The organism is Stutzerimonas stutzeri (assembly GCF_000935215.1).
GTDB lineage: Bacteria > Pseudomonadota > Gammaproteobacteria > Pseudomonadales > Pseudomonadaceae > Stutzerimonas.
The window spans coordinates 14,384-37,123 of sequence record NZ_JXXD01000090.1 but is presented as its reverse complement, the minus strand read 5'-3'; the positions used below and the strand labels follow the sequence as shown (position 1 = coordinate 37,123).

The 22,740-nt window shown below is 65.3% G+C and carries 19 protein-coding genes and 1 pseudogene; 10 read left to right on the top strand and 10 right to left on the bottom strand.

Annotated features, from left to right (window positions below):
• Positions 1-193: pseudogene (locus LO50_RS10515) on the bottom strand (LysE family translocator); the annotation flags it as partial.
• Positions 194-302: 109 nt separating this feature from the next.
• Complete coding sequence (locus LO50_RS10510; protein WP_044314952.1) at positions 303-1,142, bottom strand: AraC family transcriptional regulator; 840 nt, start codon at positions 1,140-1,142, stop codon at positions 303-305.
• Between the two features lie 205 nt (positions 1,143-1,347).
• Here LO50_RS10510 and adhP point away from each other — a divergent pair, with 205 nt between their 5' ends.
• Complete coding sequence (gene adhP / locus LO50_RS10505) at positions 1,348-2,370, top strand: alcohol dehydrogenase AdhP (RefSeq protein WP_023444636.1); 1,023 nt, start codon at positions 1,348-1,350, stop codon at positions 2,368-2,370.
• Between the two features lie 45 nt (positions 2,371-2,415).
• Here adhP and LO50_RS10500 read toward each other — a convergent pair whose 3' ends face one another.
• Entirely contained in the window at positions 2,416-3,702 is a 1,287-nt protein-coding gene (locus LO50_RS10500; protein ID WP_044314951.1) for a BaiN/RdsA family NAD(P)/FAD-dependent oxidoreductase, read from the bottom strand.
• Between the two features lie 19 nt (positions 3,703-3,721).
• The gene (locus LO50_RS10495) at positions 3,722-4,642 is read right to left on the bottom strand and encodes a histone deacetylase family protein (protein ID WP_044314950.1); all 921 of its coding nucleotides are present in this window, start codon (positions 4,640-4,642) and stop codon (positions 3,722-3,724) included.
• 70 nt (positions 4,643-4,712) lie between these two features.
• On the opposite strand from LO50_RS10495, the gene LO50_RS10490 reads away from it, so the two are divergent.
• The 3 genes from LO50_RS10490 to LO50_RS10480 all read left to right on the top strand — a co-directional run bounded on the left by LO50_RS10490 (position 4,713) and on the right by LO50_RS10480 (position 6,812).
• A complete protein-coding gene (locus LO50_RS10490) occupies positions 4,713-5,267 on the top strand; it encodes a GNAT family N-acetyltransferase (RefSeq protein ID WP_044314949.1) in 555 nt (184 codons plus the stop codon).
• A 76-nt stretch (positions 5,268-5,343) separates the two neighbouring features.
• A complete protein-coding gene (tesB, locus tag LO50_RS10485; RefSeq protein WP_041014940.1) occupies positions 5,344-6,213 on the top strand; it encodes an acyl-CoA thioesterase II in 870 nt (289 codons plus the stop codon).
• Positions 6,210-6,812, top strand: a complete 603-nt coding sequence (locus LO50_RS10480) for an HAD family hydrolase (protein ID WP_044314948.1) — start codon at positions 6,210-6,212, stop codon at positions 6,810-6,812. The genes tesB and LO50_RS10480 overlap by 4 nt, the downstream gene beginning before the upstream one ends.
• Positions 6,813-7,024: 212 nt before the next feature.
• Here the strand turns inward: LO50_RS10480 and ypfJ are convergent, their stop codons facing one another.
• Positions 7,025-7,882: a KPN_02809 family neutral zinc metallopeptidase gene (ypfJ, locus tag LO50_RS10475; RefSeq protein ID WP_044314947.1), complete on the bottom strand. Its 858-nt coding sequence runs from the start codon at positions 7,880-7,882 to the stop codon at positions 7,025-7,027.
• Positions 7,883-8,011: 129 nt separating this feature from the next.
• The gene (locus LO50_RS10470; RefSeq protein ID WP_044314946.1) at positions 8,012-8,449 is read right to left on the bottom strand and encodes a DUF411 domain-containing protein; all 438 of its coding nucleotides are present in this window, start codon (positions 8,447-8,449) and stop codon (positions 8,012-8,014) included.
• A 190-nt stretch (positions 8,450-8,639) separates the two neighbouring features.
• Here LO50_RS10470 and LO50_RS10465 point away from each other — a divergent pair, with 190 nt between their 5' ends.
• On the top strand, positions 8,640-9,179 hold the full coding sequence (locus tag LO50_RS10465; RefSeq protein ID WP_044314945.1) for a DUF4345 domain-containing protein: 540 nt from the start codon (positions 8,640-8,642) through the stop codon (positions 9,177-9,179).
• A gap of 6 nt (positions 9,180-9,185) precedes the next feature.
• On the opposite strand, the gene LO50_RS10460 is transcribed toward LO50_RS10465, so the two are convergent.
• From LO50_RS10460 to LO50_RS10445, 4 genes are all read right to left on the bottom strand, one after another.
• Positions 9,186-9,881, bottom strand: coding sequence for a Crp/Fnr family transcriptional regulator (locus LO50_RS10460; RefSeq protein WP_014821519.1), 696 nt, complete (start codon positions 9,879-9,881; stop codon positions 9,186-9,188).
• Between the two features lie 82 nt (positions 9,882-9,963).
• Complete coding sequence (locus LO50_RS10455) at positions 9,964-10,749, bottom strand: type IV pili methyl-accepting chemotaxis transducer N-terminal domain-containing protein (RefSeq protein WP_044314944.1); 786 nt, start codon at positions 10,747-10,749, stop codon at positions 9,964-9,966.
• A gap of 171 nt (positions 10,750-10,920) precedes the next feature.
• Positions 10,921-11,529 carry a two-component system response regulator NarL gene (gene narL / locus LO50_RS10450; RefSeq protein ID WP_230697639.1) on the bottom strand — a complete coding sequence of 203 codons (609 nt, stop codon included), beginning with the start codon at positions 11,527-11,529 and terminating at the stop codon, positions 10,921-10,923.
• A complete protein-coding gene (locus LO50_RS10445) occupies positions 11,507-13,456 on the bottom strand; it encodes an ATP-binding protein (protein ID WP_044314943.1) in 1,950 nt (649 codons plus the stop codon). Before LO50_RS10445 ends, narL begins: the two co-directional genes overlap by 23 nt.
• A gap of 293 nt (positions 13,457-13,749) precedes the next feature.
• Here LO50_RS10445 and LO50_RS10440 point away from each other — a divergent pair, with 293 nt between their 5' ends.
• The 5 genes from LO50_RS10440 to narH all read left to right on the top strand — a co-directional run bounded on the left by LO50_RS10440 (position 13,750) and on the right by narH (position 22,737).
• Positions 13,750-15,351: an MFS transporter gene (locus LO50_RS10440; protein ID WP_044314942.1), complete on the top strand. Its 1,602-nt coding sequence runs from the start codon at positions 13,750-13,752 to the stop codon at positions 15,349-15,351.
• A 15-nt stretch (positions 15,352-15,366) separates the two neighbouring features.
• Positions 15,367-15,825: a universal stress protein gene (locus LO50_RS10435; RefSeq protein ID WP_011912084.1), complete on the top strand. Its 459-nt coding sequence runs from the start codon at positions 15,367-15,369 to the stop codon at positions 15,823-15,825.
• Between the two features lie 14 nt (positions 15,826-15,839).
• On the top strand, positions 15,840-17,327 hold the full coding sequence (locus LO50_RS10430) for an MFS transporter (protein ID WP_044314941.1): 1,488 nt from the start codon (positions 15,840-15,842) through the stop codon (positions 17,325-17,327).
• A 105-nt stretch (positions 17,328-17,432) separates the two neighbouring features.
• On the top strand, positions 17,433-21,188 hold the full coding sequence (locus LO50_RS10425) for a nitrate reductase subunit alpha (RefSeq protein WP_044314940.1): 3,756 nt from the start codon (positions 17,433-17,435) through the stop codon (positions 21,186-21,188).
• A gap of 10 nt (positions 21,189-21,198) precedes the next feature.
• On the top strand, positions 21,199-22,737 hold the full coding sequence (narH, locus tag LO50_RS10420) for a nitrate reductase subunit beta (protein ID WP_044314939.1): 1,539 nt from the start codon (positions 21,199-21,201) through the stop codon (positions 22,735-22,737).
• Positions 22,738-22,740: the final 3 nt, after the last annotated feature.

Here is a 22,740-nt window from a genome sequence, read left to right as displayed (position 1 = left end):
GCAGCAACCATTCGCCGGCACCCAGGCCCACCAGTAGCACGATGAGGGCCGCGGCCGAGCAGGCGCCGAAAATGATCGGCATGGCTGCGCCCAGGCCGAAGCGCGAGCTGTTGCTCAGTACCAGAATGTTGGTTGGCCCCGGCGTGATCGAGGCGACGAAGGCGAACAGCACGAAAGGCAGCAGCTGGCTCATGACGGCTGCTCCATGATGAGCGTGGCGAATGATCCGGGGGTGGCGGCGAGGCGAGGCATGCTGGTCGGCTCCGTGGGTGGCGGATGCCCGAATGCTCGCGCCTGTCGGCTCAGCGGTCTGGAAGATTCGAGCAACGTCTGCGGTAGTGCGCCGGTGTCAGCCCGTAGGCGCGGCGGAACCAGCGGCCCATGTGGCTCTGGTCGGCGAAACCGAGGCTCATCGCCACCAGCGCCGGTGGCTGGCCGGCTGCGAGCAGGCGACGGGCCTTGGCCAGGCGCAGCTGGACCAGATAGGCATGCGGCGCCAGGCCGAAGGCCGCCTTGAACGCCCGCGTCAGCCTGAAGCGATCGACACCGGTGGCCCGCGCCAGATCGTCCAGCCCCAGATCCTGATCCATGTGTGCATGCAGATAGTCCCGTGCCCGCAGCGCCACGGTCGGCAGGCGCGGGTAGGCAGCCAGCCGCGGTTGCCATGCCAGGTGCCGCGCCAGCTTGCCCAGCAGCGCGTCCAGCGCGGCCTGGCGAACGGTGCGCAGGTCCTGGCTTTGCAAGGCCTGGAAGGCGTCGGCAATCACCGTCACCAGCGCCGGCTCGCTTTCCAGCGTCTTGGCGAATGCCGGCTGGCACTGGCTGGGCGCATCCTCGAACAGTGCGCGCAGTTCGCGCTCGATCCAGTACGGGTCGAGGTAGAGCATCGAATAGGTGAAGCCACCAGGTGTCGGCGCGTGGCCGTCGTGCAGCTCGCCGGGTTCGAGCAGAAACACCTGCCCTGGCGTGCTGCTGTGCAGCGTCCGGCGGCAGTGAAACTGCTGAACACCCTGTTCGGTGAAGCCGATCAGGTAGCTGTCATGGAAGTGCGGGTCGTAGGCATGACCTTCGAAATGCGCACGGATCGTCTCGATACCGGTCTCGGCATCCTTCTTCAGATCGATCCAGTCAGCTGTACCCATGACGGCTCCGTGAAACGCAAGGCGGTGATGCTGCGCGACGCAGTGTCGCCCCGCGAGCGTGGCCGGTCTGGAACATTCGTGCAACGCTGCGGGCTGGCGGCTGCACCGCGGGCGTCGGCGTCATCACGCGGCCACTGATTCGAGTCTAGGCTTGATCCGGTCTGCCTGTTGCAGGCCCGAACGTCCCTTCTCAAGGAGCCAACCGATGACCCAGACCATGAAAGCCGCAGTGGTACACGCCTTCGGCGAGCCGCTGCGCCTCGAGGAAGTCAAGGTGCCGATGCCCGGCCCCGGCCAGATCCTGGTGAAGATCGCCGCCTCCGGCGTCTGCCACACCGACCTGCATGCGGCCGAGGGCGATTGGCCGGTCAAGCCGGCCCTGCCGTTCATCCCAGGTCACGAAGGCGTCGGCCATGTGGCCGCGGTGGGCGCCGGTGTGAAACGGGTAAAGGAAGGCGACCGGGTCGGCGTGCCCTGGCTGTACACCGCCTGCGGTTGTTGCGAGCACTGCCTGACCGGCTGGGAAACCCTCTGCGAAGGCCAGCAGAACACCGGTTACTCGGTCAACGGTGCCTATGCCGAGTACGTGCTGGCGGACCCTAATTACGTGGGCATCCTGCCGAAGAACGTCGAATTCGACGAGATCGCGCCGATCCTCTGTGCCGGGGTCACCGTCTACAAGGGCCTCAAGGTCACTGAGGCGCGGCCCGGTCAGTGGGTGGCGATCTCCGGTATCGGCGGCCTGGGCCACGTCGCGGTGCAGTACGCCAAGGCGATGGGCCTGCACGTGGTGGCGGTGGACGTGGATGACGCCAAGCTGGAACTGGCCAAGCGCCTGGGCGCCGATCTGACCGTCAATGCGCGCAAGGAAAACCCCGTGGAAGTGGTGCAGCGCGACATCGGTGGCGCTCACGGCGTGCTGGTGACGGCGGTGTCCAACAGCGCCTTTGGCCAGGCCATCGGCATGGCCCGGCGGCGCGGTACCGTGGCGCTGGTCGGGCTGCCGCCGGGAGATTTTCCGACGCCGATCTTCGATGTGGTGCTCAAGGCGATCAGCATCACCGGCTCCATCGTCGGCACCCGTGCCGATCTGCAGGAGGCGCTGGACTTCGCCGGCGAGGGGCTGGTCAAGGCGACCATCCATACCGACAACCTCGACAACATCAACCAGATCCTCGACGACATGCGTGCCGGGCGCATCGAGGGCCGTATCGTGATGAAGATGTAGAACGCTGGTTGCGGCTGGTGCATCCGGCCGCCGCTCACCCGTCGATCAAGCCTGCGCGGCTGTGGGCCGATCAGCCTGCAGCCAGCGCAGCATTCCCTCGGCCGCGGCTCGGCCACTGGCAATACAGGCGGTCAGCAGGTAGCCGCCGGTTGGTGCCTCCCAGTCGAGCATTTCCCCGGCGCAGAACACCCCGGGCACCTGTTGCAGCATCAGGTTGGTATCCAGCGCTTCGAAGGGCACGCCGCCGGCGCTGCTGATCGCTTCGTCCAGCGGGCGCGGGCGCAGCAGGCGGATCGGCAGCGCCTTGATGGCCGCGGCCAGCGCCTGTGGATCCTGGAAAGTTGCCGCATCGCTCAGTTCGCGTAACAGCCCGGCCTTGACCCCATCGAGCTTCAGCTGGCGTTGCAGATGCTTGGCCATGGACTGCGAACCCCGCGGTCTGGCCAGGGCACTGGCGACCTGCGCCAGGGTGCGATCCGGCAGCAGGTCGAGCAGCACGGTGGCGGCGCCGTCACGGTTGATGGCCTCGCGGATCGGTGCCGAAAGCGCATAGACCAGACTGCCCTCGATACCGGTCGCGGTAAGTACGAACTCGCCCTTGCGCGGCGCGCTACCCGGTAGGGCGAGGCTGACCGTCTTCAGTGGCGCGCCGGCGAACTTGTCCCGCAGATGGGTGCTCCAGCCTTCCACCTGGAAGCCGCAGTTGGCCGGCTGCAGCGGTGCGATGGCAATACCGCGGGCTGCGAGCAGCGGCACCCAGGCGCCATCGGAGCCCAGTCGTGCCCAGCTGCCGCCGCCGAGGGCGAGCAGGGTGGCGTGTGCGTCGATCAGGCTTTCGCCTTGCGGCCCGGCGATGCGCAGCGCACCGGCCTCGTCCCAACCCAGCCAGCGCTGGCGGGTATGAATGTGTACGCCATTTTCACGCAGGCGCTTGAGCCAGGCGCGCAGCAATGGCGCGGCTTTCATGTCGGTGGGAAATACCCGACCGGAACTGCCGACGAAGGTGTCGATACCCAGCCCGTGAATCCATTCGCGCAGCGCGGCGGGTGTAAAGGCGTCCAGCAGCGGGCGCAGCTCGCCGGCGCGTTCGCCGTAGCGGCTGACGAAGGCGGGGTAGTCCTCGGCGTGGGTGATGTTCATGCCGCCGACGCCGGCCAGGAGGAACTTGCGGCCGACCGAGGGCATGGCGTCGTACAGATCGACACTGACGCCCGCCTGGCCGAGCACTTCGGCGGCCATGAGGCCGGCCGGGCCACCACCGATGATGGCGACGCGAAAGGAAGAAGCGGGCTGGGGCATGGCGGCAACCGGGCAGGCGAGCAGGGCGGGCATTGTAGCCGCTGACGGGTGCTCAGCCGAGTCCGTGGCGCTGCCAGGCTGAGTGGGCGCTGACATGCAGGGTCGCATGGCGACGCGCGAGCAGGGCGCGGTCCTTGTCGTAGCCACCGCCGATCAGGCCGACCACGGGAATGTCGCGGCCCAGGCAGTGATCGAGCACGGCGCTGTCGCGCGCGGCGAGCCCGGCGTCGGTCAGCGAGAGCAGGCCCAGGGCGTCGTCGCGGTGGACGTCGACGCCAGCGTCATAGAGCACCAGGTCAGGCTGATAGATCGGCAGCAGGTAGTTCAGGGTGTCATGAACCACCTGGAGGTAGGCCTCATCACCCATGCCGGGTGGCAGCGGGATGTCCCAGTCGCTATGGGCCTTGCGCGTGGGGAAGTTCTTTTCGCAGTGCAGCGAGACGGTCACCGCGTCCGCCACGTTCTCCAGGATGCGCGCGGTGCCGTCGCCCTGATGCACGTCGCAATCGAAGATCAGCACGCGTCCGACGCGTCCGCTTTCCAGCAGGTAGAGCGCGATTACCGCCAGGTCGTTGAAGATGCAGAAGCCGGACGCATGGTCGTGATGGGCATGGTGGGTGCCGCCGGCCAGGTGGCAGGCCAGGCCATGCTGCAACGCCTGTTCGGCGGCCAGCAGCGAACCGCCTACCGCCCGCACGGTGCGCTGCGCCAGCTCCGGGCTCCAGGGCAGGCCGAGGCGGCGCAGCTCGTCGCGACCCATCGCGCCGCTGCAGTAGCGCTCGACGAAGTTGCTGTCGTGCGCCAGCGCCAGAATGTCACGGCTGCACAGCTCGGGGCGCAATAGCGCTGCGTCTGTGGTCAAACCCAGGGCGACCAGATGGTCGCGCAGCAGACGAAACTTCTCCATGGGAAACCGATGGCCCGGCGGCAATGGCGGGCTGTAATCGTCGTGAAATACCAGGGGAAGCGACATGAACCACGCGTGTTCGATGGATGTGCGCCGCAGTATGCAGGCTGGCCGTCGGAGCGCTCAAGGAGCAGGGATGGTTGAACGACTCGCACTCGAAAGCACGCGCCTACGGCTGCGCAACTGGCATGACGAAGACCTCGATCCGTTGGTGCGGCTCTGTGCCGACCCGGAGGTGATGCGCTACAACCCGGCGCGGTGGTCCCGGGATGACTGCGCCGCGCTGATGGTGCGCAGCAGGCTGCATCTGCTGCGCAATGGGTTCGGCCTGTGGGCGCTGGAGCGCAAGGACAACGGCGCCTTCATCGGCTACTGCGGGCTGGTCTGGTCCGCCTTGCCGCTGCCGAACGCGGTCGCCGAGCTGCGCTGGGCGGTGGCCTGCGAGCACTGGGGGCAGGGTCTGGTTCGCGAGGCCGCGCAGACGGCGCTGAAATGCGCATTCGGCGCGCTGGAGCTGGACGAGGTCGTGGCCTGTGTCTCGCAGATCAACGAACCGGGCAGGCAACTGCTGGAAGGGCTCGGCATGCGCCCGGACCCGGCCACCACGTTCGGTCATCCGGACGTTTCGCCCGAGCACCCGCTGCACACCCAGGTGCTCTACCGGCTGCGGCGGGACGATTGGCGACAATGAGCACTGTTGCTGGAGCGTTGCCGGCGAAATCCGTAACATGGCGCGCCCGTACGAGCCCCCTATCAAGGAAGCCGAAATGACCCAGATACTCGACGCCCTGGTCAACCTGCTGACCCTGGAACGCATCGAGGAGAACCTGTTCCGTGGCGCGAGCCAGGACCTCGGCTTTCCCCAGCTGTTCGGCGGCCAGGTGCTCGGCCAGGTCATCTCCGCCGCGAGCCAGACGGTGACGCCGGAGCGCCATGTGCATTCGCTGCACGGCTATTTCCTGCGCCCCGGCGACTCGCACCAGCCCGTGGTCTATGACGTCGATCGCGTACGCGACGGCGGCAGCTTCACCACGCGGCGGGTCAGTGCGATCCAGAAGGGCCAGACCATCTTCACCGGCATCGCCTCGTTCCAGGCCGAGGAAACGGGCTACGAGCATCAGTTGCCGATGCCGGACGTGGTCGGGCCGGACGATCTGCCCAACGAGTGGGAGCTGCTGCACAAGCTGTCGCCGATGGTGCCCGAGCGGGTGATGGAAAAGCTGCGCCGTCCCAAGCCCATCGAGATCCGCCCGGTCACGCTGGTCGATCCTGCCAACCCGCAGCCCATCGAACCGGTCCGCCACCTGTGGTTCCGCGCCGACGGCGCGCTGCCCGACAGCCCGGCGCTGCACAAGTACCTGCTGGCCTACGCCTCGGACTTCAGCTTTATCGGCACCGCACTGCAGCCGCACGGCGTCAGCTCGTGGAGCAAGTTCATCCAGCTAGCCAGCCTCGACCATGCCATCTGGTTCCATCGTGAGGTGAAGCTGGACGACTGGCTGCTGTACTCCATCGACAGCCCCTGGGCCGGCAATGCGCGCGGTTTCGCCCGCGGCAGCATCTTCAACCGCCAGGGCCAGCTGGTCGCGTCCGTGGCGCAGGAAGGGCTGATCCGCGTGCGCGAGGACTGGATGTGAAGATCGCCGAGGTCCGTCACTGGGTGTTCGACATGGACGGCACCCTGACGATCGCCGTGCACGATTTCGCCGCGATCCGCCGCGCGCTGGCAATCCCCGAGGTGGACGACATCCTCCATCACCTGGCGGCGCTACCTGCCGAGGAGGCCGCCGCCAAGCACGCCTGGCTGCTGGCGCACGAGCGCGAGCTGGCCTGCGCGGCGCGCCCGGCAGAAGGCGCTCGCGAGCTGCTGCATGCTCTGCGCGAGCGCGGCTGCCGGCTTGGAGTGCTCACTCGCAATGCCCAGGAACTGGCCAGGGTGACTCTGGACGCGGTCGGCATGGGGGACTGTTTCCTGCCCGAGGACATCCTCGGTCGCGACGAAGCGCCGCCCAAGCCGCATCCGGGCGGGCTGCTGCATCTGGCGGAACGTTGGGGCGTGGCGCCGTCGTCGATGCTGATGGTCGGTGACTACCGCTTCGACCTGGAGTGCGCCCGGGCGGCCGGCGCGCGTGGCGTACTGGTCAACGTGCCGCACAACGAATGGCCGGAACTGGCCGATCTCTATGCCCCGGATTGCCGGGTGCTGCACGGGCTGCTGTCTTCGGGCGAGGTCTGAGCGCTGCGCGACGGGGAACGGGGGCGCACACCGAGTCACAGCCATTCGCGGGCGAGGCCGCTGCCGCATTCGGGCCGAGCACGAGTCAGGTCGTGCACAAGCCCGTCGCCAACCCTGTTCTCCCGCCGTCTGCAGCAAGTCGCGTGCAGCCGGTCCGAACCCCGCATGACCACGTAGAAGCGCCTTGCTGGCGAGGCTCCAGTGGCCGCCTATTACAGCCGCGTCGCCTTGAAGGTGTCGCAGCGCGCCGGATCGCCATGCTCGAAGCCATCACGGAACCAGCGCACCCGTTGCGCCGAAGTGCCGTGAGTGAAGGCATCGGGCACCACACGGCCCTGGCTGCGCTTCTGCAGGTTGTCGTCGCCGATGGCATTGGCGGCGTTCAGCGCCTCTTCCAGGTCGCCTTCTTCCAGCCAGTCGTGGCGTTGCTGCGCGTGATAGGCCCAGACTCCGGCGAAGCAATCGGCCTGCAGTTCCTGGCGGACCAGCAGGCCGTTGTCGCCTTCCATCTTCGCGCCGCGCTGACGGGCGCTCTGCATCTGCTGGGAAACGCCGAGCAGGGTCTGCACGTGATGGCCGACCTCATGGGCGATCACATAGGCCTGGGCGAAGTCGCCGGCGGCGGAGAAGCGCCGGGCCATCTCGTCGAAGAACTGCAGATCGAGATAGACCTGTTGATCGCCGGGGCAGTAGAACGGGCCCACCGCCGAACTGGCGAAGCCGCAGGCCGAGTTCACGCCGCCGCGAAACAGCACCAGGGTCGGATCGCGGTACTCCGCGCCGGCTTGCTGAAACAGCGCACGCCAGGTGTCTTCGGTGTCGCCGAGAATCGCCCGGACGAATTCGGTCTGCGGGTCATCGCCGGCCGGCGGCTGGCTTTGCTGGGAGACGGCAGGTCCGCCCTGGTTGGCCAGCTGGCCGAGGATCTGCAGCGGGTCCTGGCCGGAGAGCAGGCCGATGATCACCACGATGGCGATACCGCCCAGGCCCAGTCCGCCGCCAAGGCGCATGCCGCTGCGGCCTCTGGCGTCCACTACGTTGTCGCTGCGTCGGGCTCGTTTCCAGCGCATGGGGTGTCCCTCTGAACGGTTGACGGGTTGAGTGCGCAGCACCGAAGCGGCACCTGCTTCCCGTTAAGACCCGCACGGCGCGAAAAAGCTGCAGCGCGGACCGCACTGCATTCGCAGCGGCGCGATGGTTCAGTCGCCGGGGTATTCGGAGAGCGCGCGTTCCTCGCCCGTCTTGCTGACGCCGATCACCTTGAAGGCGTCCTTGCGCTCGCCCATCTCCATGCCCGGCGAGCCGATCGGCATGCCGGGTACGGCCGCGCCAATCAGGTCCGGTTGCGCACGCAACTTGAGGATGTCGGCGGCAGGAACGTGGCCTTCGACGAACTTGCCGTCGATCACCGCGGTGTGACAGGAACCGAGGCGGTGCGGGATGCCGTGTTCCATCTTTACCGAGGTCATGTCGTTGACTACGTGATCGCTCACGGAAAAACCGTTGTCCTCCAGGTGCTCGATCCACGCTTCGCAACAGCCGCAGTTGGGGTCGCGATAGACGTCGATAGCAATGGGCTCGGCGGCTTGGGCGAACCCGGCGAGCAGGACGGGAAGCAGCAACAGAAGACGGCGCATGGGAACCTCCTACGAGCGAGAGGCCCAGAATACGACGGGTTGCGCCCATACCCAAGGTGCGGCGGGCGGGCCATTGTCACTATCGACGTCGCGCGGGAGCGTCGGCCGGAGTACCGGGCGCAGAACAAACCGGCCGCCTGACAGTCCCATGCCAATCGGAATAGCGAGTCGCACATCAGGAGAGTTTTCGATGCGTTTTGCCCGTTTCGTTCTGCTTGCGCAGGCGCTGGTGATGGCCAGTCTGAGCCTGGCTTACTGGTTTCGCCCCTACGAGATGGCCAATCTGAACGGCATGCTGCTGATGGAGGGCGCCTCGGTCAGCCACATGCGGGTCTACTACGGTGGCCTGCAACTGGGGTTGGCACTGTTCCTGATCTGGGCAGCGCGTGCACCCGAGCGCGCGCGCCCGGCCTTGATGATGCTGATGATCACCATGACCGCGCTGGTGCTCGGGCGCCTGGTGTCGCTGTGGCTGGATGGCGGTGAGCTGGTCGGTTTCGATCTGGCATCGCTGTTCTATCGTGTGCTGGCCGCCGCCCTTGCCGCCGCTGCGTGGCATCTTGTCCGCGAGCGCCCGGAGCCTGAGCCGGAGCGCCTCGAGCCGGCCACGCGGAGACTGGTCAGTGAGCCGCCGAAACCCTTCAAGCTTGGCGATGGTCCGCCGCCGGTCGAGCCGGCACCGGTTGAAGTCGCCCCGCAGCCGTTCCGTCGTGGTGACCCCGACGCCTAGGGTTGATCAGGCGGCTGCTTCGAGGTAGGCCGAGAGGCTGCGCTGGTCGAGGATCTCGATGCGCCGCCGCTGCACGGCGATCAGCCCTGCGTCGGTCAGGCGATGCAGGATGCGCGACAGCGTTTCCGGTTGAATGCCCAGCTGCGAGGCGATCAGGCGCTTGGGCAGGTCGAGGTCGATCACACCGCTGCGTGCCGCCTGCAGTTCCTGGAACAGGTAGCGCACCACGCGCTGGCAGACGTTGGACGAGGTCAGACTGTCGATCTGATGCAGACGCTGGTTGAGTCGGTCGCTGAGGCTGCTGAGCAGCTGCATGCACAACTGAGGCTGGGTCTCGAGCAGACGCAGGTAGTGGGCGTTCTGCACGTTGAGCACCAGGCTTTCCTTAAGGGTTGTGGCGCTCAGCGGATGTTCCGGCTGCTTGTTGAAGAGCAGTGCCTCGGCAAAGGCCTCGCCCGGCCGGACTACCTCGATGACCTTCTCCTGACCATCGCAGGTGACCCGGTGCAGCTTGACCTGGCCGTTGATCAGCACGTGAAAGTGCTCGGCGGCGTCGCCTTGGTGGAACAGCGTGCAGCCGGCTGGCAGGCGCTTGACCGTGGTATGCGCCGCGAGGTTCTGCAGAGCCGTCTCGGCCAGCCCATTGAACAGATGATGACGGCGCATCGTATTGAGCACTGCAGAGCCGGTCAGCATGGCCATCCCCCTTCCTTTCGATGAACGGCATGCTAGGTCGCGCCGTGCGGGCAGGCCATACCTCTTTCTGGGCAGGGTAGGTAGTCGATCAGCGGCTGCTGCCGGCCAGTCGCTCATAGTCCAGCGTCAGTTGTTCGATCTTGCGCAGCAGTGAATCGCTGGTGGTGACGATCACCGTCGGGACGAAGCGCGCATCGTCGGCGAGGCTGAAACCGGCCCGGGCGAAGCGCCATTGCGCGCCGATCTGATCGAGCTGGCGGTTGATCTGCTCGGTGTTCTGCGGCGCCTTGTTCAGCTCGTCCAGGCCGCGCTCGAACTCCGCGACTGCCGCGTCGAAATCGCCGCGCAGGCGCTGTTCCGGCAGCTTCCAGGTCATCGCCAGATAGAGCATGGCGATGCGCTGGCTGAGCATGCGCTGGCGCCCGCTGCGGTTGACCAGGCGAGCCGCCTGACTGCCGCTGTGGCGCTCGATCTCCTGCACCAGCGCTTCGCTCTGGCCGAGGAAGCGCTCGGCCAGGCGCAGCAGCTCGGCAGACTGTTCGCGATCCGGTTGGGTCAGGGCCAGCTGGCGATACTGATGCCAGGTCTGCGTGGCGTCTTCCAGCGCCTTGCGGATGACATCGTTGGCGGCGTACTCGTCGAGCAGCTGGGCGTTCTCCTCGACGCTGGCAATGCTGCTGTCGAGCTGGCTGGCGGCAAGATCGACGCGGGTATCGGTGCCGATCATCAGGTAACTCTTGGCGATGCGCTGGCCGAGCATGCGCTGCATGCCGGCGCGGTTGACCGCCTCGGCGTCGCTGATGGCGGCCTGGCAGGGCAGGCTGGCGGCCAGCAGGCCGAGTAGCAGGGAAGTGGGCAGCAGAATCTTGAACATGGAGCGCTCCTTACGTCCGGATGGGCGCGATGCTGACCACACGGTCAGGTCGGTTGGGGACGAGAAGATAGAGCGCTTCGCGGTGATGGCATTGATGATTGTCAAGGGGGCGGCAGCGGCTTCGCGAGTTGAGCGATCACGCACAAAACTGCTGCCGGGCGACGGTACCGGTCAGCCCTTCGCTTCGTTCTCCAGCACCCAGACGGCCGCCTCGACACGGGAACGCAGGCCCAGCTTGTGCAGCAGGTTCTTCACGTGGACCTTCACGGTGCCTTCGGTGATGCCGAGCTTGCGCGCGATCATCTTGTTGCTCTGGCCCTTGGCGATCAGCCGCAGAACCTCCTTCTCGCGCTTGGTCAGGCTGGAAAACTGCACCTGGCCGGTGGGCTTGGGACGCACCCGGATGGCCTCGGCGAGCACCTGGGTCAGCTCGGGGCTGAGGGCCATGCGGCCGGTGGCGGCGATGCGGATCTGCTCGATCAGCTGTTCCGCGTCCATGTCCTTGAGCAGGTAGCCATCGGCGCCGTTGCGCAGGGCTTCGAGGACATGACTCTGCTCGTCGGAGACGGTGAACATGATGATCCGCGCATCGATGTCCGCGTCGCGCATGCGCCGGGTGGTCTCCAGGCCGTCAATGCCCGGCATGTTCAGGTCCATCAGGATCAGATCGGGCTCGATCTCCTGAGCCAGGCGAATGGCGTCTTCACCGTTGCCTGCCTCGCCGACCATCTCCAGGTCGTCTTCCAGTTCCAGCAGGTCACGCAGGCCCCGACGCATCATGGGATGGTCGTCGACCAGCAGGATTCGTGTGGTTGTCCCTTCGTTCATGCGTGACAGGCTCCTGTATTAGGGGAATGTGGCGATAGGCAGGCGGAAAGCGCAGGTGGACCAGGGTGCCGCCGCCGGGACGCAGGCCGATGCTGATGCTGCCGTTCAGGCTGCTGGCGCGCTCCTGCAGGATGATCAGGCCGTAATGGCCGGCGCGCTGCTCTTCGGGGCGGATGCCGATGCCGTCGTCCTCGATCCTGACGTGGATGGTGCCATTGCTGTCCTGCGTCAGGCTCAGCCAGCAGCGGTCGGCTTCGGCGTGCTTGACCACGTTGCTCAGCGCCTCGCGGATGATCTGCAGGCAATGCACTTCCTCGTTGGGCGTCAGCGGACAGTGGTCGAGGCGGTAGTCGCTCAGAATCTGCAGGCCGGAGTTGGCACCGAATTCCTCGATGGTCGCCTGCACTGCCGGTCGCAGCCCGGGTTCGTTGACCTTGATGCGGAAGGTCGTCAGCAGTTCGCGCAACTGGCGGTAGGCCGCGTTCAGGCCCTGGTCGATCTGCTGCACGCTGTCGTCAAGTTGTGCCTGGCTGCTTTCCTTCTGCATCAGGCGCTTGAGACGGGCCAGCTGCAGCTTCTGTGCAGACAGCGCCTGGGCCAGCGAATCGTGCAGTTCGCGGGCTATCACCGCGCGCTCTTCCATCAGTGCCAGGCGTGCCTGCTTCTGGCCCAGCTGCGCGAGGCTCAGCGAGGCGGCGAAGAGGTCGGCGAGGGTGGTCAGCAGCAGGGTCTGCCAGGAGGCCAGCGTGTCGCCAGCCGGATAGGCGACGCGCAGCGAGCCGAGGTCGTCCTGGCCGGAGCGCAGCTCGAAGGTCATCAATTCCTCGCCGCTGGGCAGTCGGCCAGTCTGGTTGACCGGACAGGTGCCGCACTGCGGCAGCTTGCAGTAGTCGGGCGGTTGCAGGTCGCGGGAGGTCATGGCGGTGTGGCTGCCGGCGGCCGCGGAGCGGTTCAGGCAGAGCGTGATGGGGCCGGTGCCGAGGATCTGCTGCACCTTGTTCAGCAGCGAGCCCATCATCTGACTGGGATCATCGGGTTGGCTGTAGAGCATCCGCGCGCTGTTGAACAGCAGTTGCAAGGTGGCGTTGCTGCGGGTCAGCGCGGCGGTCTTGTCATCTACCTTCTGCTCCATTTCCGCGTAGAGGCTGGCCAGCTCCTGGCTCATCTGGTTGAGCGTGCGGGCCAGCAGGCTCAGCTCGGTGTCGCCGGGAATCTGCACCTGGCCGCTGAAGTCGCCCTTGCCGATGTCGCGGGCCATCTTGGTCAGGCTGCGCAGCGGGGTGGCCAGGTTGTTGTGCAGGCCGTAGATCAGCACGAAGGCGATCAGCACGATGATGAACAGGGTGCCGGCCTGCAGCGCGCGGATCACGCCGAGTTTGCCTTCGGACGCCTCCTGCAGCGAGCGCACGAATACATTCAGCTCACTGACGAATTCCGGCGCCTCCTGACGATATTCCTCCAGCCGCGGCGGCTGCGCGTCCAGCAGTGGGCGCATGCGTTGCTGCCAATGGCGCAGCACGCCGGCATGCAGTGCGGGCAGCTCGGTTGCGCCGTGGCGGTGCAGGGCCGAGCGCAGGGAGGCGGAAAGCAGGGTGCGCTCGAGCGTGACGACGCGTTCTTCGAGCACAGCCTGCGAGCCCTGCTCGGCGGTGAACGCCAGGCGATAGGCCTGCATGCGCAGGCTCCCGGCCTGGTTGATTGCCTCGGCGTCACCTTCCAGGGCATCGGCCAGATACAGGCTCGCCAGCATGCTGATCAGCGAAAAACCGATGATGACCACGAACGCCACCAAGGTGTTGAACACGATCGAGTGGCGGGTGGAGAGCTGCTCGCTTTCGGTTGGGGGCATGGTCGGATCGTCGCTTTGGCGGTGGTTCATTCTGCGCTCTGTCATCGGCTCTGGCCATGTGTGGGAAGTACTCCCAATGCATTTGGACCCTTGCGATGCGCATGAAGGGCGATCGGAGAAGCAAAATAACTCATTGATATTACTGAATTTATTTCAATGAATACGGAATACTCCGTTAGAGGTAGGAACGTCGTGTAAAGCAAATTGCCACTGGCTGTGTATTGACCTCGGTCAAATTCGGATCGATCCGCCCCGCTTAGCGTGCGAGCCATTCCTGATCCCGCTGCGTATGCCAGCGGGGCCCTGCGCCAAGAGGATCGACCATGAGCAATATCGAAAAGTGGGACGTGGAGGACCAGATCTTCTGGGACACCACTGGCAAGCGGGTCGCCAATCGCAATCTGTGGATCTCCATCCCGAGTCTGCTGATGGGCTTCGCCATCTGGCTGATGTGGGGCATCGTCACGGTGCAGATGCTCAACCTGGGCTTTCCCTTCGCGCCCGCCGAGCTGTTCACCCTGACCGCCATCGCCGGCCTCACCGGTGCCACCCTGCGCATTCCGGCGTCGTTCATGATCCGCATCGCCGGCGGACGCAACACCATCTTCCTGACCACCGCGCTGCTGATGATCCCCGCGGCCGGGGCCGGCTTCGCGCTGCAGAGCCAGGACACGCCGCTGTGGGTATTCCAGCTGCTGGCCTTCCTCTCCGGCATCGGCGGCGGCAACTTCGCCTGCTCGATGAGCAACATCAGCACCTTCTTCCCGAAGAACCAGCAAGGGCTGGCGCTGGGGCTGAATGCCGGCCTGGGCAACTTCGGCGTGACCACCATGCAGATCCTGATTCCGCTGGTGATGACCGCCGGCGTGTTCGGTGCAGCGGCTGGCGCGCCGATGGAGCTGATCAAGGACAGCGGCACGCTGATCGGCAAGATCGCTGCCGGCACCGATACCTGGATCCAGAACGCTGGCTGGGTCTGGCTGCTGTTTTTGGTACCGCTGGCCTTCGCCGGCTGGTTCGGCATGAACAACCTGCTGGTGATCTCGCCAACTCCGGGCTACCCGCTGAACGCCTTCGGCAAGATCCTCGGCCTCTACGCCGTGGCCTTCGTCGCCGCCGCCGTCGGTCTGTACCTCTACCTGCCCGCGCCGACCGGCCTCGGTGTGCTGAACATGTGGGGCGTGATGTTGCTGACCATCGGCGCGACGCTCGGCATGCTGCGCCTGCTGCCAGGCAGCATCGCCCCGAACATCAAGCGCCAGTTCGCGATCTTCCGCGACAAGCACACCTGGTCGATGAGCATCCTCTACATCCTGACCTTCGGCTCGTTCATCGGCTTCTCCATGGCGCTGCCGCTGTCGATCACGGTGATCTTCGGCTTCATGAACGAGGTCGGTGCCGACGGTGTGGTGACCCGCATCGCCAACCCCAATGCGCCGAGCGCGCTGACCTACGCCTGGATCGGCCCGTTCATCGGCGCCCTGATCCGTCCGCTGGGCGGCTGGATCTCCGACAAGGTCGGCGGCTCCATCGTTACCCAAGTCATCTCGGTGGTCATGGTCATCGCCTCGGTCGCGGCCGGCTACGTGATGCAGCAGGCCTACAGCTCGGCCCAGCCCGAAGAGTTCTTCTTCCTGTTCCTGGTGCTGTTCCTGGTGCTGTTCGCCGCCAGCGGCATCGGCAACGGATCGACCTTCCGCACCATCGGCGTCATCTACGACCGCGAGAAGGCCGGCCCTGTACTCGGCTGGACCTCCGCTGTCGCCGCCTACGGCTCCTTCGTTGCCCCGATCGTGATTGGCGAACAGGTCAAGGCCGGCACCCCGGAAGTGGCGATGTACGGCTTCGCGGTGTTCTACGCGCTGTGCCTGATCCTCAACTGGTGGTTCTACCTGCGCCCCAACGCCTACGTGAAGAACCCCTGAGTCCGGAGAGCTGCCATGAACATCATGATTGCCTACGACAACTCGCGTAACGCCCGCAAAGCGCTGGACGCCACGCTCGAGATGTTCGGTCCGCTGAAGCCGCTGATCATGCTGATCGGCGTGGTGGAAGAGACCCGCGACACCAGCGACTCGGCGGTCGAGCTGTACGAGCGCGAGCGTCGCGAATTCCAGGCCTTCCTGCAGGAGGCGGCGGCCAAGGTCAGCGCCTTCGGACTGGACGTCGACGTGATCCTCGCCGAAGGCGACGCCCGCAAGATGATTCTCAAGGCCGCCGAGCACAAGAAGCCCGACCTGCTGGTCATCGCGCGGCATTCCAACGAACCGGACGGCGGCTTCATCTCCCGCTCGCTGAATCTCTTGGTCGACGAGCTCGACTACATGACCTTCGGCAGCGTCAGCGCCTTCCTGGCCCGCCGGGCGCCTTGCCCGGTCCTGATTCAAGCCTGCCCCTGAGTGAGGAGCTCAACATGAGAGTTTCTACGCTGTTCGAATGGAAGCGCCCCGAGATCCGGGCCCTGCATCTGACCTGGATCGCCTTCTATATCTGCTTCTTCGTCTGGTTCGGCATGGCGCCGCTGGCCTCGAGCATGCTGAAAAGCGTGAACTGGCTGACGCCCGAGGACCTCAAGCTGTTCGCCATCGCCAACGTGGCACTGACCATCCCGGCGCGCATCCTGGTCGGCATGGCGCTCGACCACTGGGGGCCGCGCCGGGTGTTCTCGGTGCTGCTGGTCACGATGGCGGCGCCCGCGCTGTTTTTCGCCTTTGGTGATAGCCGCACCCAGCTGCTGGTGTCGCGGCTGATCCTCGGCTCCATCGGCGCCAGCTTCGTGGTTGGCATCCATATGACCGCCATGTGGTTCAAGCCAAAGGACATCGGTTTCGCCGAAGGCTTCTACGCCGGCTGGGGCAATTTCGGTTCCGCAGCGGCGGCCATGAGCCTGCCGGCCATCGCCATCCATGCCTTCGGTGGGCCGGAAGGCTGGCGCTGGGCGATCGCCAGCTCGGCGATCATCATGGCCGTCTATGGCGTGTACTACTGGTTCGCGCTTACTGATGGCCCGGCCGGCACCATTCACCGCAAGCCGCACAAGGCCAGCGCGCTGGAGGTCAGCACCTGGGCCGACATGATCAAGCTGATCATCTGGACCATTCCCATGGTCGGCGTGCTCGGCATCCTGGTCTGGCGCATCGAGAAGCTGGGTTACCTCGGTTCCACCGGTGCGCTGATCTGTTACGCGGCGATCGTGCTGGTGGTGGTGTTTCAGGTGGTGCAGATCCTGCGGGTCAACGTGCCGATCCTGAAGAAGGGCGTGCCGGAAGACGACAAGTATCCCTTCAACACCGTGGCCGCGCTGAACTCCACCTACTTCGCCAACTTCGGTGCGGAGCTGGCGGTGGTATCGATGCTGCCGATGTTCTTCGAGCTGACCTGGGGCCTGACCCCGACCACGGCGGGCATCATCGCTGCCTCGTTCGCCTTCGTGAATCTGGTGGCACGGCCCATGGGCGGGCTGGTTTCCGACCGCTTCGGCAACCGCCGCTTCGTCATGCTCGCCTACATGCTCGGCATCGCCGTCGGCTTCTTCCTGATGGGGCTGATGAACGCGTCCTGGCCGCTGATCGTCGCCGTCGCCATCACCGTGGCCTGCTCGATGTTCGTCCAGGGTGCCGAGGGCGCGACCTTCGGAATCATCCCCTCGATCAAGCGCCGGGTTACCGGGCAGATCTCCGGCATGGCCGGGGCCTACGGCAACGTCGGCGCCGTCTGCTACCTGACCCTCTACACCTTCGTGACCCCCTCGCAGTTCTTCATGGTGATTGCCGCTGGTGCGTTCGTCAGCTTCGGGCTCTGCCTGCTCTGGCTGAAGGAGCCCGAGGGGGCGTTCTCCGACGAGTACTACGTATCCAGCGTCGACCGCGAGTTGGAGGCCCGCCAGAAGCTCGCGTCCTGACGTTGCACCGAACGAATGCGCCAGCCACCTCGGCTGGCGCAAGCCGAAATTGATAAGCCGACCGGTCGGGCCAGTGGTTCGCAACCGGAGTGAGGAGAGAAACCAATGAGCCACTTGCTCGATCAACTGCGCTTCTTCAACAGGAAGCAAGGCGAATTCGCCGATGGTCATGGCGAAACCCGCATCGAATCCCGCGACTGGGAGAACGTCTACCGCTCGCGCTGGCAGTACGACAAGATCGTGCGTTCCACCCACGGGGTGAACTGCACCGGTTCGTGCTCCTGGAAGATCTACGTGAAGAACGGCCTGATCACCTGGGAAACCCAGCAGACCGACTACCCGCGTACCCGCAACGACCTGCCCAACCACGAGCCACGCGGCTGCCCGCGTGGCGCCAGCTACAGCTGGTACATCTACAGCGCCAACCGCCTGAAGTACCCCAAGGTGCGCAAGCCGCTGCTGAAACTGTGGCGTGAAGCGCGGCGCAACATGAGCCCGGTGGACGCCTGGGCCAGCATCGTCGAGGACAAGGCCAAGGCCGAGTCCTACAAGAGCAAGCGCGGCATGGGCGGCTTCATCCGTTCCAGCTGGGAAGAAGTCAACGAGATCATCGCCGCCGCTAACGTCTACACCGTCAAGCAGTACGGCCCGGACCGCGTGGTCGGCTTCTCGCCGATCCCGGCCATGTCGATGGTTTCCTACGCGGCCGGTAGCCGCTACCTGTCGCTGATCGGTGGCGTGTGTCTGTCGTTCTACGACTGGTACTGCGACCTGCCGCCGGCCTCGCCACAGGTGTGGGGCGAGCAGACCGACGTGCCGGAATCGGCCGACTGGTACAACTCCAACTACATCATCGCCTGGGGCTCCAACGTCCCGCAGACCCGTACTCCGGACGCGCACTTCTTCACCGAGGTCCGCTACAAGGGTACCAAGACCGTCGCCATCACCCCGGACTACGCCGAAGTCGCCAAGCTCACCGACCTCTGGCTCAACCCCAAGCAGGGCACCGACGCCGCGCTGGCCCAGGCCTTCGCCCACGTCATCTTCAAGGAATTCCACCTCGAAAAGCCGAGCGCCTACTTCCGCGACTACGCCAAGCGCTACACCGACCTGCCGGTGCTGGTGCGCCTGAATGAAAAGGACGGCAGCTACATCGCCGACCGCTTCCTGCGCGCGTCCGATCTGGCCGACAACCTCGGCCAGGAAAACAACCCTGAGTGGAAAACCATCGCCGTCGATGGCAGCACCGGCGAGCTGGTTTCGCCGCTGGGTTCGATCGGCTACCGCTGGGGCGAGAAGGGCAAGTGGAACATCGAAGCCCGCGAAGGCAAGGACGGCCGCGATGTCGACCTGAGCCTGACCCAGATCGATGGCGGCGAAACTGCCGAAGTTGCCTTCCCGTACTTCGGCGGCATCCTCCACGAGCACTTCCAGCACGCCGAAGGCGAGAGCATCCAGCTGCGCCGCGTGCCGGTCCGCAGCATCACCCTGGCCGATGGCAGCACCACCAAGGTCGCCACCGTGTTCGACCTGATGGCCGCCAACCTGGGTATCGACCGTGGTCTGGGTGGCGCCAACGTCGCTTCCAGCTACGACGACGCCAGCGTGCCTGGCACCCCGGCCTGGCAGGAAGTCATCACTGGCGTGTCCCGCGAGAAGGCGATCCAGATCGCCCGTGAATTCGCCGACAACGCCGACAAGACCCATGGCCGTTCCATGATCATCGTCGGTGCGGCGATGAACCACTGGTACCACATGGACATGAACTACCGCGGCCTGATCAACATGCTGATGTTGTGCGGTTGCGTAGGGCAGACTGGTGGCGGTTGGGCTCACTACGTGGGTCAGGAAAAACTGCGTCCGCAGTGCGGCTGGCTGCCACTGGCCTTCGGCCTCGACTGGCACCGTCCGCCACGCCAGATGAACGGCACCAGCTTCTTCTACAACCATAGCTCGCAGTGGCGCCACGAGAAGATGAGCATCCACGAAGTGCTCTCGCCGCTGGCCGACAAGTCGCAGTTCCCCGAGCACATGCTCGACTACAACATCCGCGCCGAACGCGCCGGCTGGCTGCCGAGCGCGCCGCAGCTCAACCGCAACCCGCTGCAGATCTGCCGTGAAGCCGAAGCGGCCGGCATGTCGCCGGTGGACTACGTCACCCAGTCGCTGAAGGACGGTTCGCTGAAGTTTGCCTGCGAGCAGCCGGACAACCCGGATAACTTCCCGCGCAACATGTTCATCTGGCGCTCCAACCTGCTGGGCAGCTCGGGCAAGGGCCACGAGTACATGCTCAAGTACCTGCTGGGCACCAAGAACGGCGTAATGAACGAGGACCTCGGCAAGCGCGACGGCTTCAAGCCGCTCGAGGCCGAATGGCAGGAAGACGGCGCCATCGGCAAGCTCGACCTGGTCACCACCCTCGACTTCCGCATGTCCTCGACCTGCGTGTACTCCGACATCGTTCTGCCGACCGCGACCTGGTACGAGAAGGACGACATGAACACCTCGGACATGCACCCCTTCATTCACCCGTTGTCGGCAGCCATCGACCCGGCCTGGGAAGCGCGTTCGGACTGGGAAATCTACAAGGGCATCGCCAAGTCTTTCTCGAAGATGGCCGAAGGTCATCTGGGCGTGGAGAAGGATCTGGTCACCGTGCCGCTGCTGCACGACAGCCCCGGCGAACTGGCCCAGCCGTTCGGCGGCACCGACTGGAAAACCGCTGGCGTCGATCCGCAGCCGGGCAAGAACTGCCCGAACATGACCGTGGTCGAGCGCGACTATCCGGCGACCTACAAGAAGTTCAGCTCCCTCGGCCCGCTGCTCGACAAGCTCGGCAACGGCGGCAAGGGCATCAACTGGAACACCCAGGATGAAGTCGATTTCCTCGGCGAGCTGAACTACAAGGTCCGCGACGAGGGCGTCAGCCAAGGGCGTCCGCAGATCGAGTCGGCCATCGACGCGGCCGAGGTCATCCTCAGCCTGGCGCCGGAAACCAATGGTCACGTTGCCGTGAAGGCCTGGGCCGCGCTGTCGGAATTCACCGGCCGCGACCACAGCCACCTGGCGCTGCCGAAGGAGCACGAGGCGATTCGCTTCCGTGACATCCAGGCGCAGCCGCGCAAGATCATATCCAGCCCGACCTGGTCAGGCCTGGAAGACGAGCATGTGTCGTACAACGCCGGCTACACCAACGTCCACGAATTCATCCCGTGGCGCACCATCACTGGCCGCCAGCAGTTCTTCCAGGATCACCCCTGGATGCAGGCCTTCGGTGAGCAGCTGATGAGCTACCGGCCGCCGATCAACACCCGCACCATCGACTACGTGAAGGGCAAGAAGAGCAACGGCAATACCGAAATCGTCCTGAACTGGATCACCCCGCACCAGAAGTGGGGCATTCACAGCACCTACTCGGACAACCTGATCATGCTCACCCTGAGCCGTGGCGGCCCGATCGTGTGGATGTCCGAAGTCGATGCCAAGAAGGCCGGCATCGAGGACAACGACTGGATCGAGTGCTTCAACGCCAACGGTGCTTTGACCGCCCGTGCGGTGGTCAGCCAGCGCGTGATGGAAGGCATGGTGATGATGTACCACGCCCAGGAACGCATCGTGAACGTGCCCGGCAGCGAGACCACCAAGACCCGCGGCGGCCACCACAACTCGGTGACCCGCGTGGTGCTCAAGCCCACCCACATGATCGGCGGCTACGCCCAGCAGGCGTACGGCTTCAACTACTACGGCACCGTGGGTTGCAACCGCGACGAGTTCGTCGTGGTACGCAAGATGGCCAAGGTCGACTGGCTCGACGGCCCGAACGGCAACGACCTGCCGCAACCCCTGCCGCAAGACATCTGAGGAATAGGCCATGAAGATTCGTTCACAAGTTGGAATGGTCCTGAACCTGGACAAGTGCATCGGCTGCCACACCTGCTCGATCACCTGCAAGAACGTCTGGACCAGCCGCGAAGGCATGGAATACGCCTGGTTCAACAACGTCGAGACCAAGCCCGGCATCGGCTACCCGAAGGAGTGGGAGAACCAGGACAAGTGGAAGGGCGGCTGGGTGCGCAACGGCGACGGCACCATCAACCCGCGCATCGGCGGCAAGTTCCGCGTGCTGGCGAACATCTTCGCCAACCCGGACCTGCCGACCATCGACGACTACTACGAGCCGTTCGATTTCGACTACCAGAACCTGCATACCGCGCCGATCTCCGATCACCAGCCGGTGGCCCGCCCGCGCTCGCTGATCTCCGGCCAGCGCATGGAGAAGATCGAGTGGGGCCCGAACTGGGAGGAGATTCTCGGTACCGAGTTCGCCAAGCGCCGCAAGGACAAGAACTTCGACAAGGTGCAGGCCGACATCTACGGGCAGTACGAAAACACCTTCATGATGTACCTGCCGCGCCTGTGCGAGCACTGCCTGAATCCGGCCTGCGCCGCGTCCTGCCCGAGCGGTGCGATCTACAAGCGCGAGGAGGACGGCATCGTCCTCATCGACCAGGAGAAGTGCCGCGGCTGGCGCATGTGCATCAGCGGCTGCCCGTACAAGAAGATCTACTTCAACTGGAAGAGCGGCAAATCCGAGAAGTGCATCTTCTGCTTCCCGCGCATCGAGGCCGGCATGCCGACCGTCTGCGCCGAGACCTGCGTGGGCCGCATCCGCTACCTCGGCGTGCTGCTCTACGACGCCGACCGCATCCATGAAGTGGCCAGCACCGTCAACGAGCAGGACCTGTACGCCAAGCAGCTGGAGATCTTCCTTGATCCGTTCGACCCGAAGGTCATCGAGCAGGCGCTCAACGACGGCGTGCCGATGTCGGTGATCGAGGCCGCGCAGAAGTCGCCGGTCTACAAGATGGCGGTCGACTGGAAGCTGGCCCTGCCGCTGCACCCGGAATACCGCACGCTGCCGATGGTGTGGTACGTGCCGCCGCTGTCGCCGATCCAGAACGCCGCCAGCGCCGGTCACGTCAGCATGGACGGCGTGCTGCCGGACGTCGACAGCCTGCGCATCCCGCTGCGCTATCTGGCCAACCTGCTCACCGCAGGTGACGAGGAGCCGGTCAAGCTGGCGCTCAAGCGCATGCTCGCCATGCGTGCCTACAAGCGCGCCGAGCAGGTCGATGGTGTGCAGGACCTCAAGGTGCTGGAGAGCGTCGGTCTGTCGGTGGCCCAGGTCGAGGACATGTACCGCTACCTGGCCATCGCCAACTACGAGGACCGCTACGTGATCCCGACCGCGCACCGCGAAGAGGCCATGAGCGACGCCTTCGCCGAGCGTTCCGGTTGCGGCTTCAGCTTCGGCAGCGGCTGCTCGGGCGCCTCGGACACCAACATGTTTGGCGCGAAGAAGGCCAACCGCCGCGACATCATCAAGACCGTCCAGCTGTGGGAGGACTGAGCC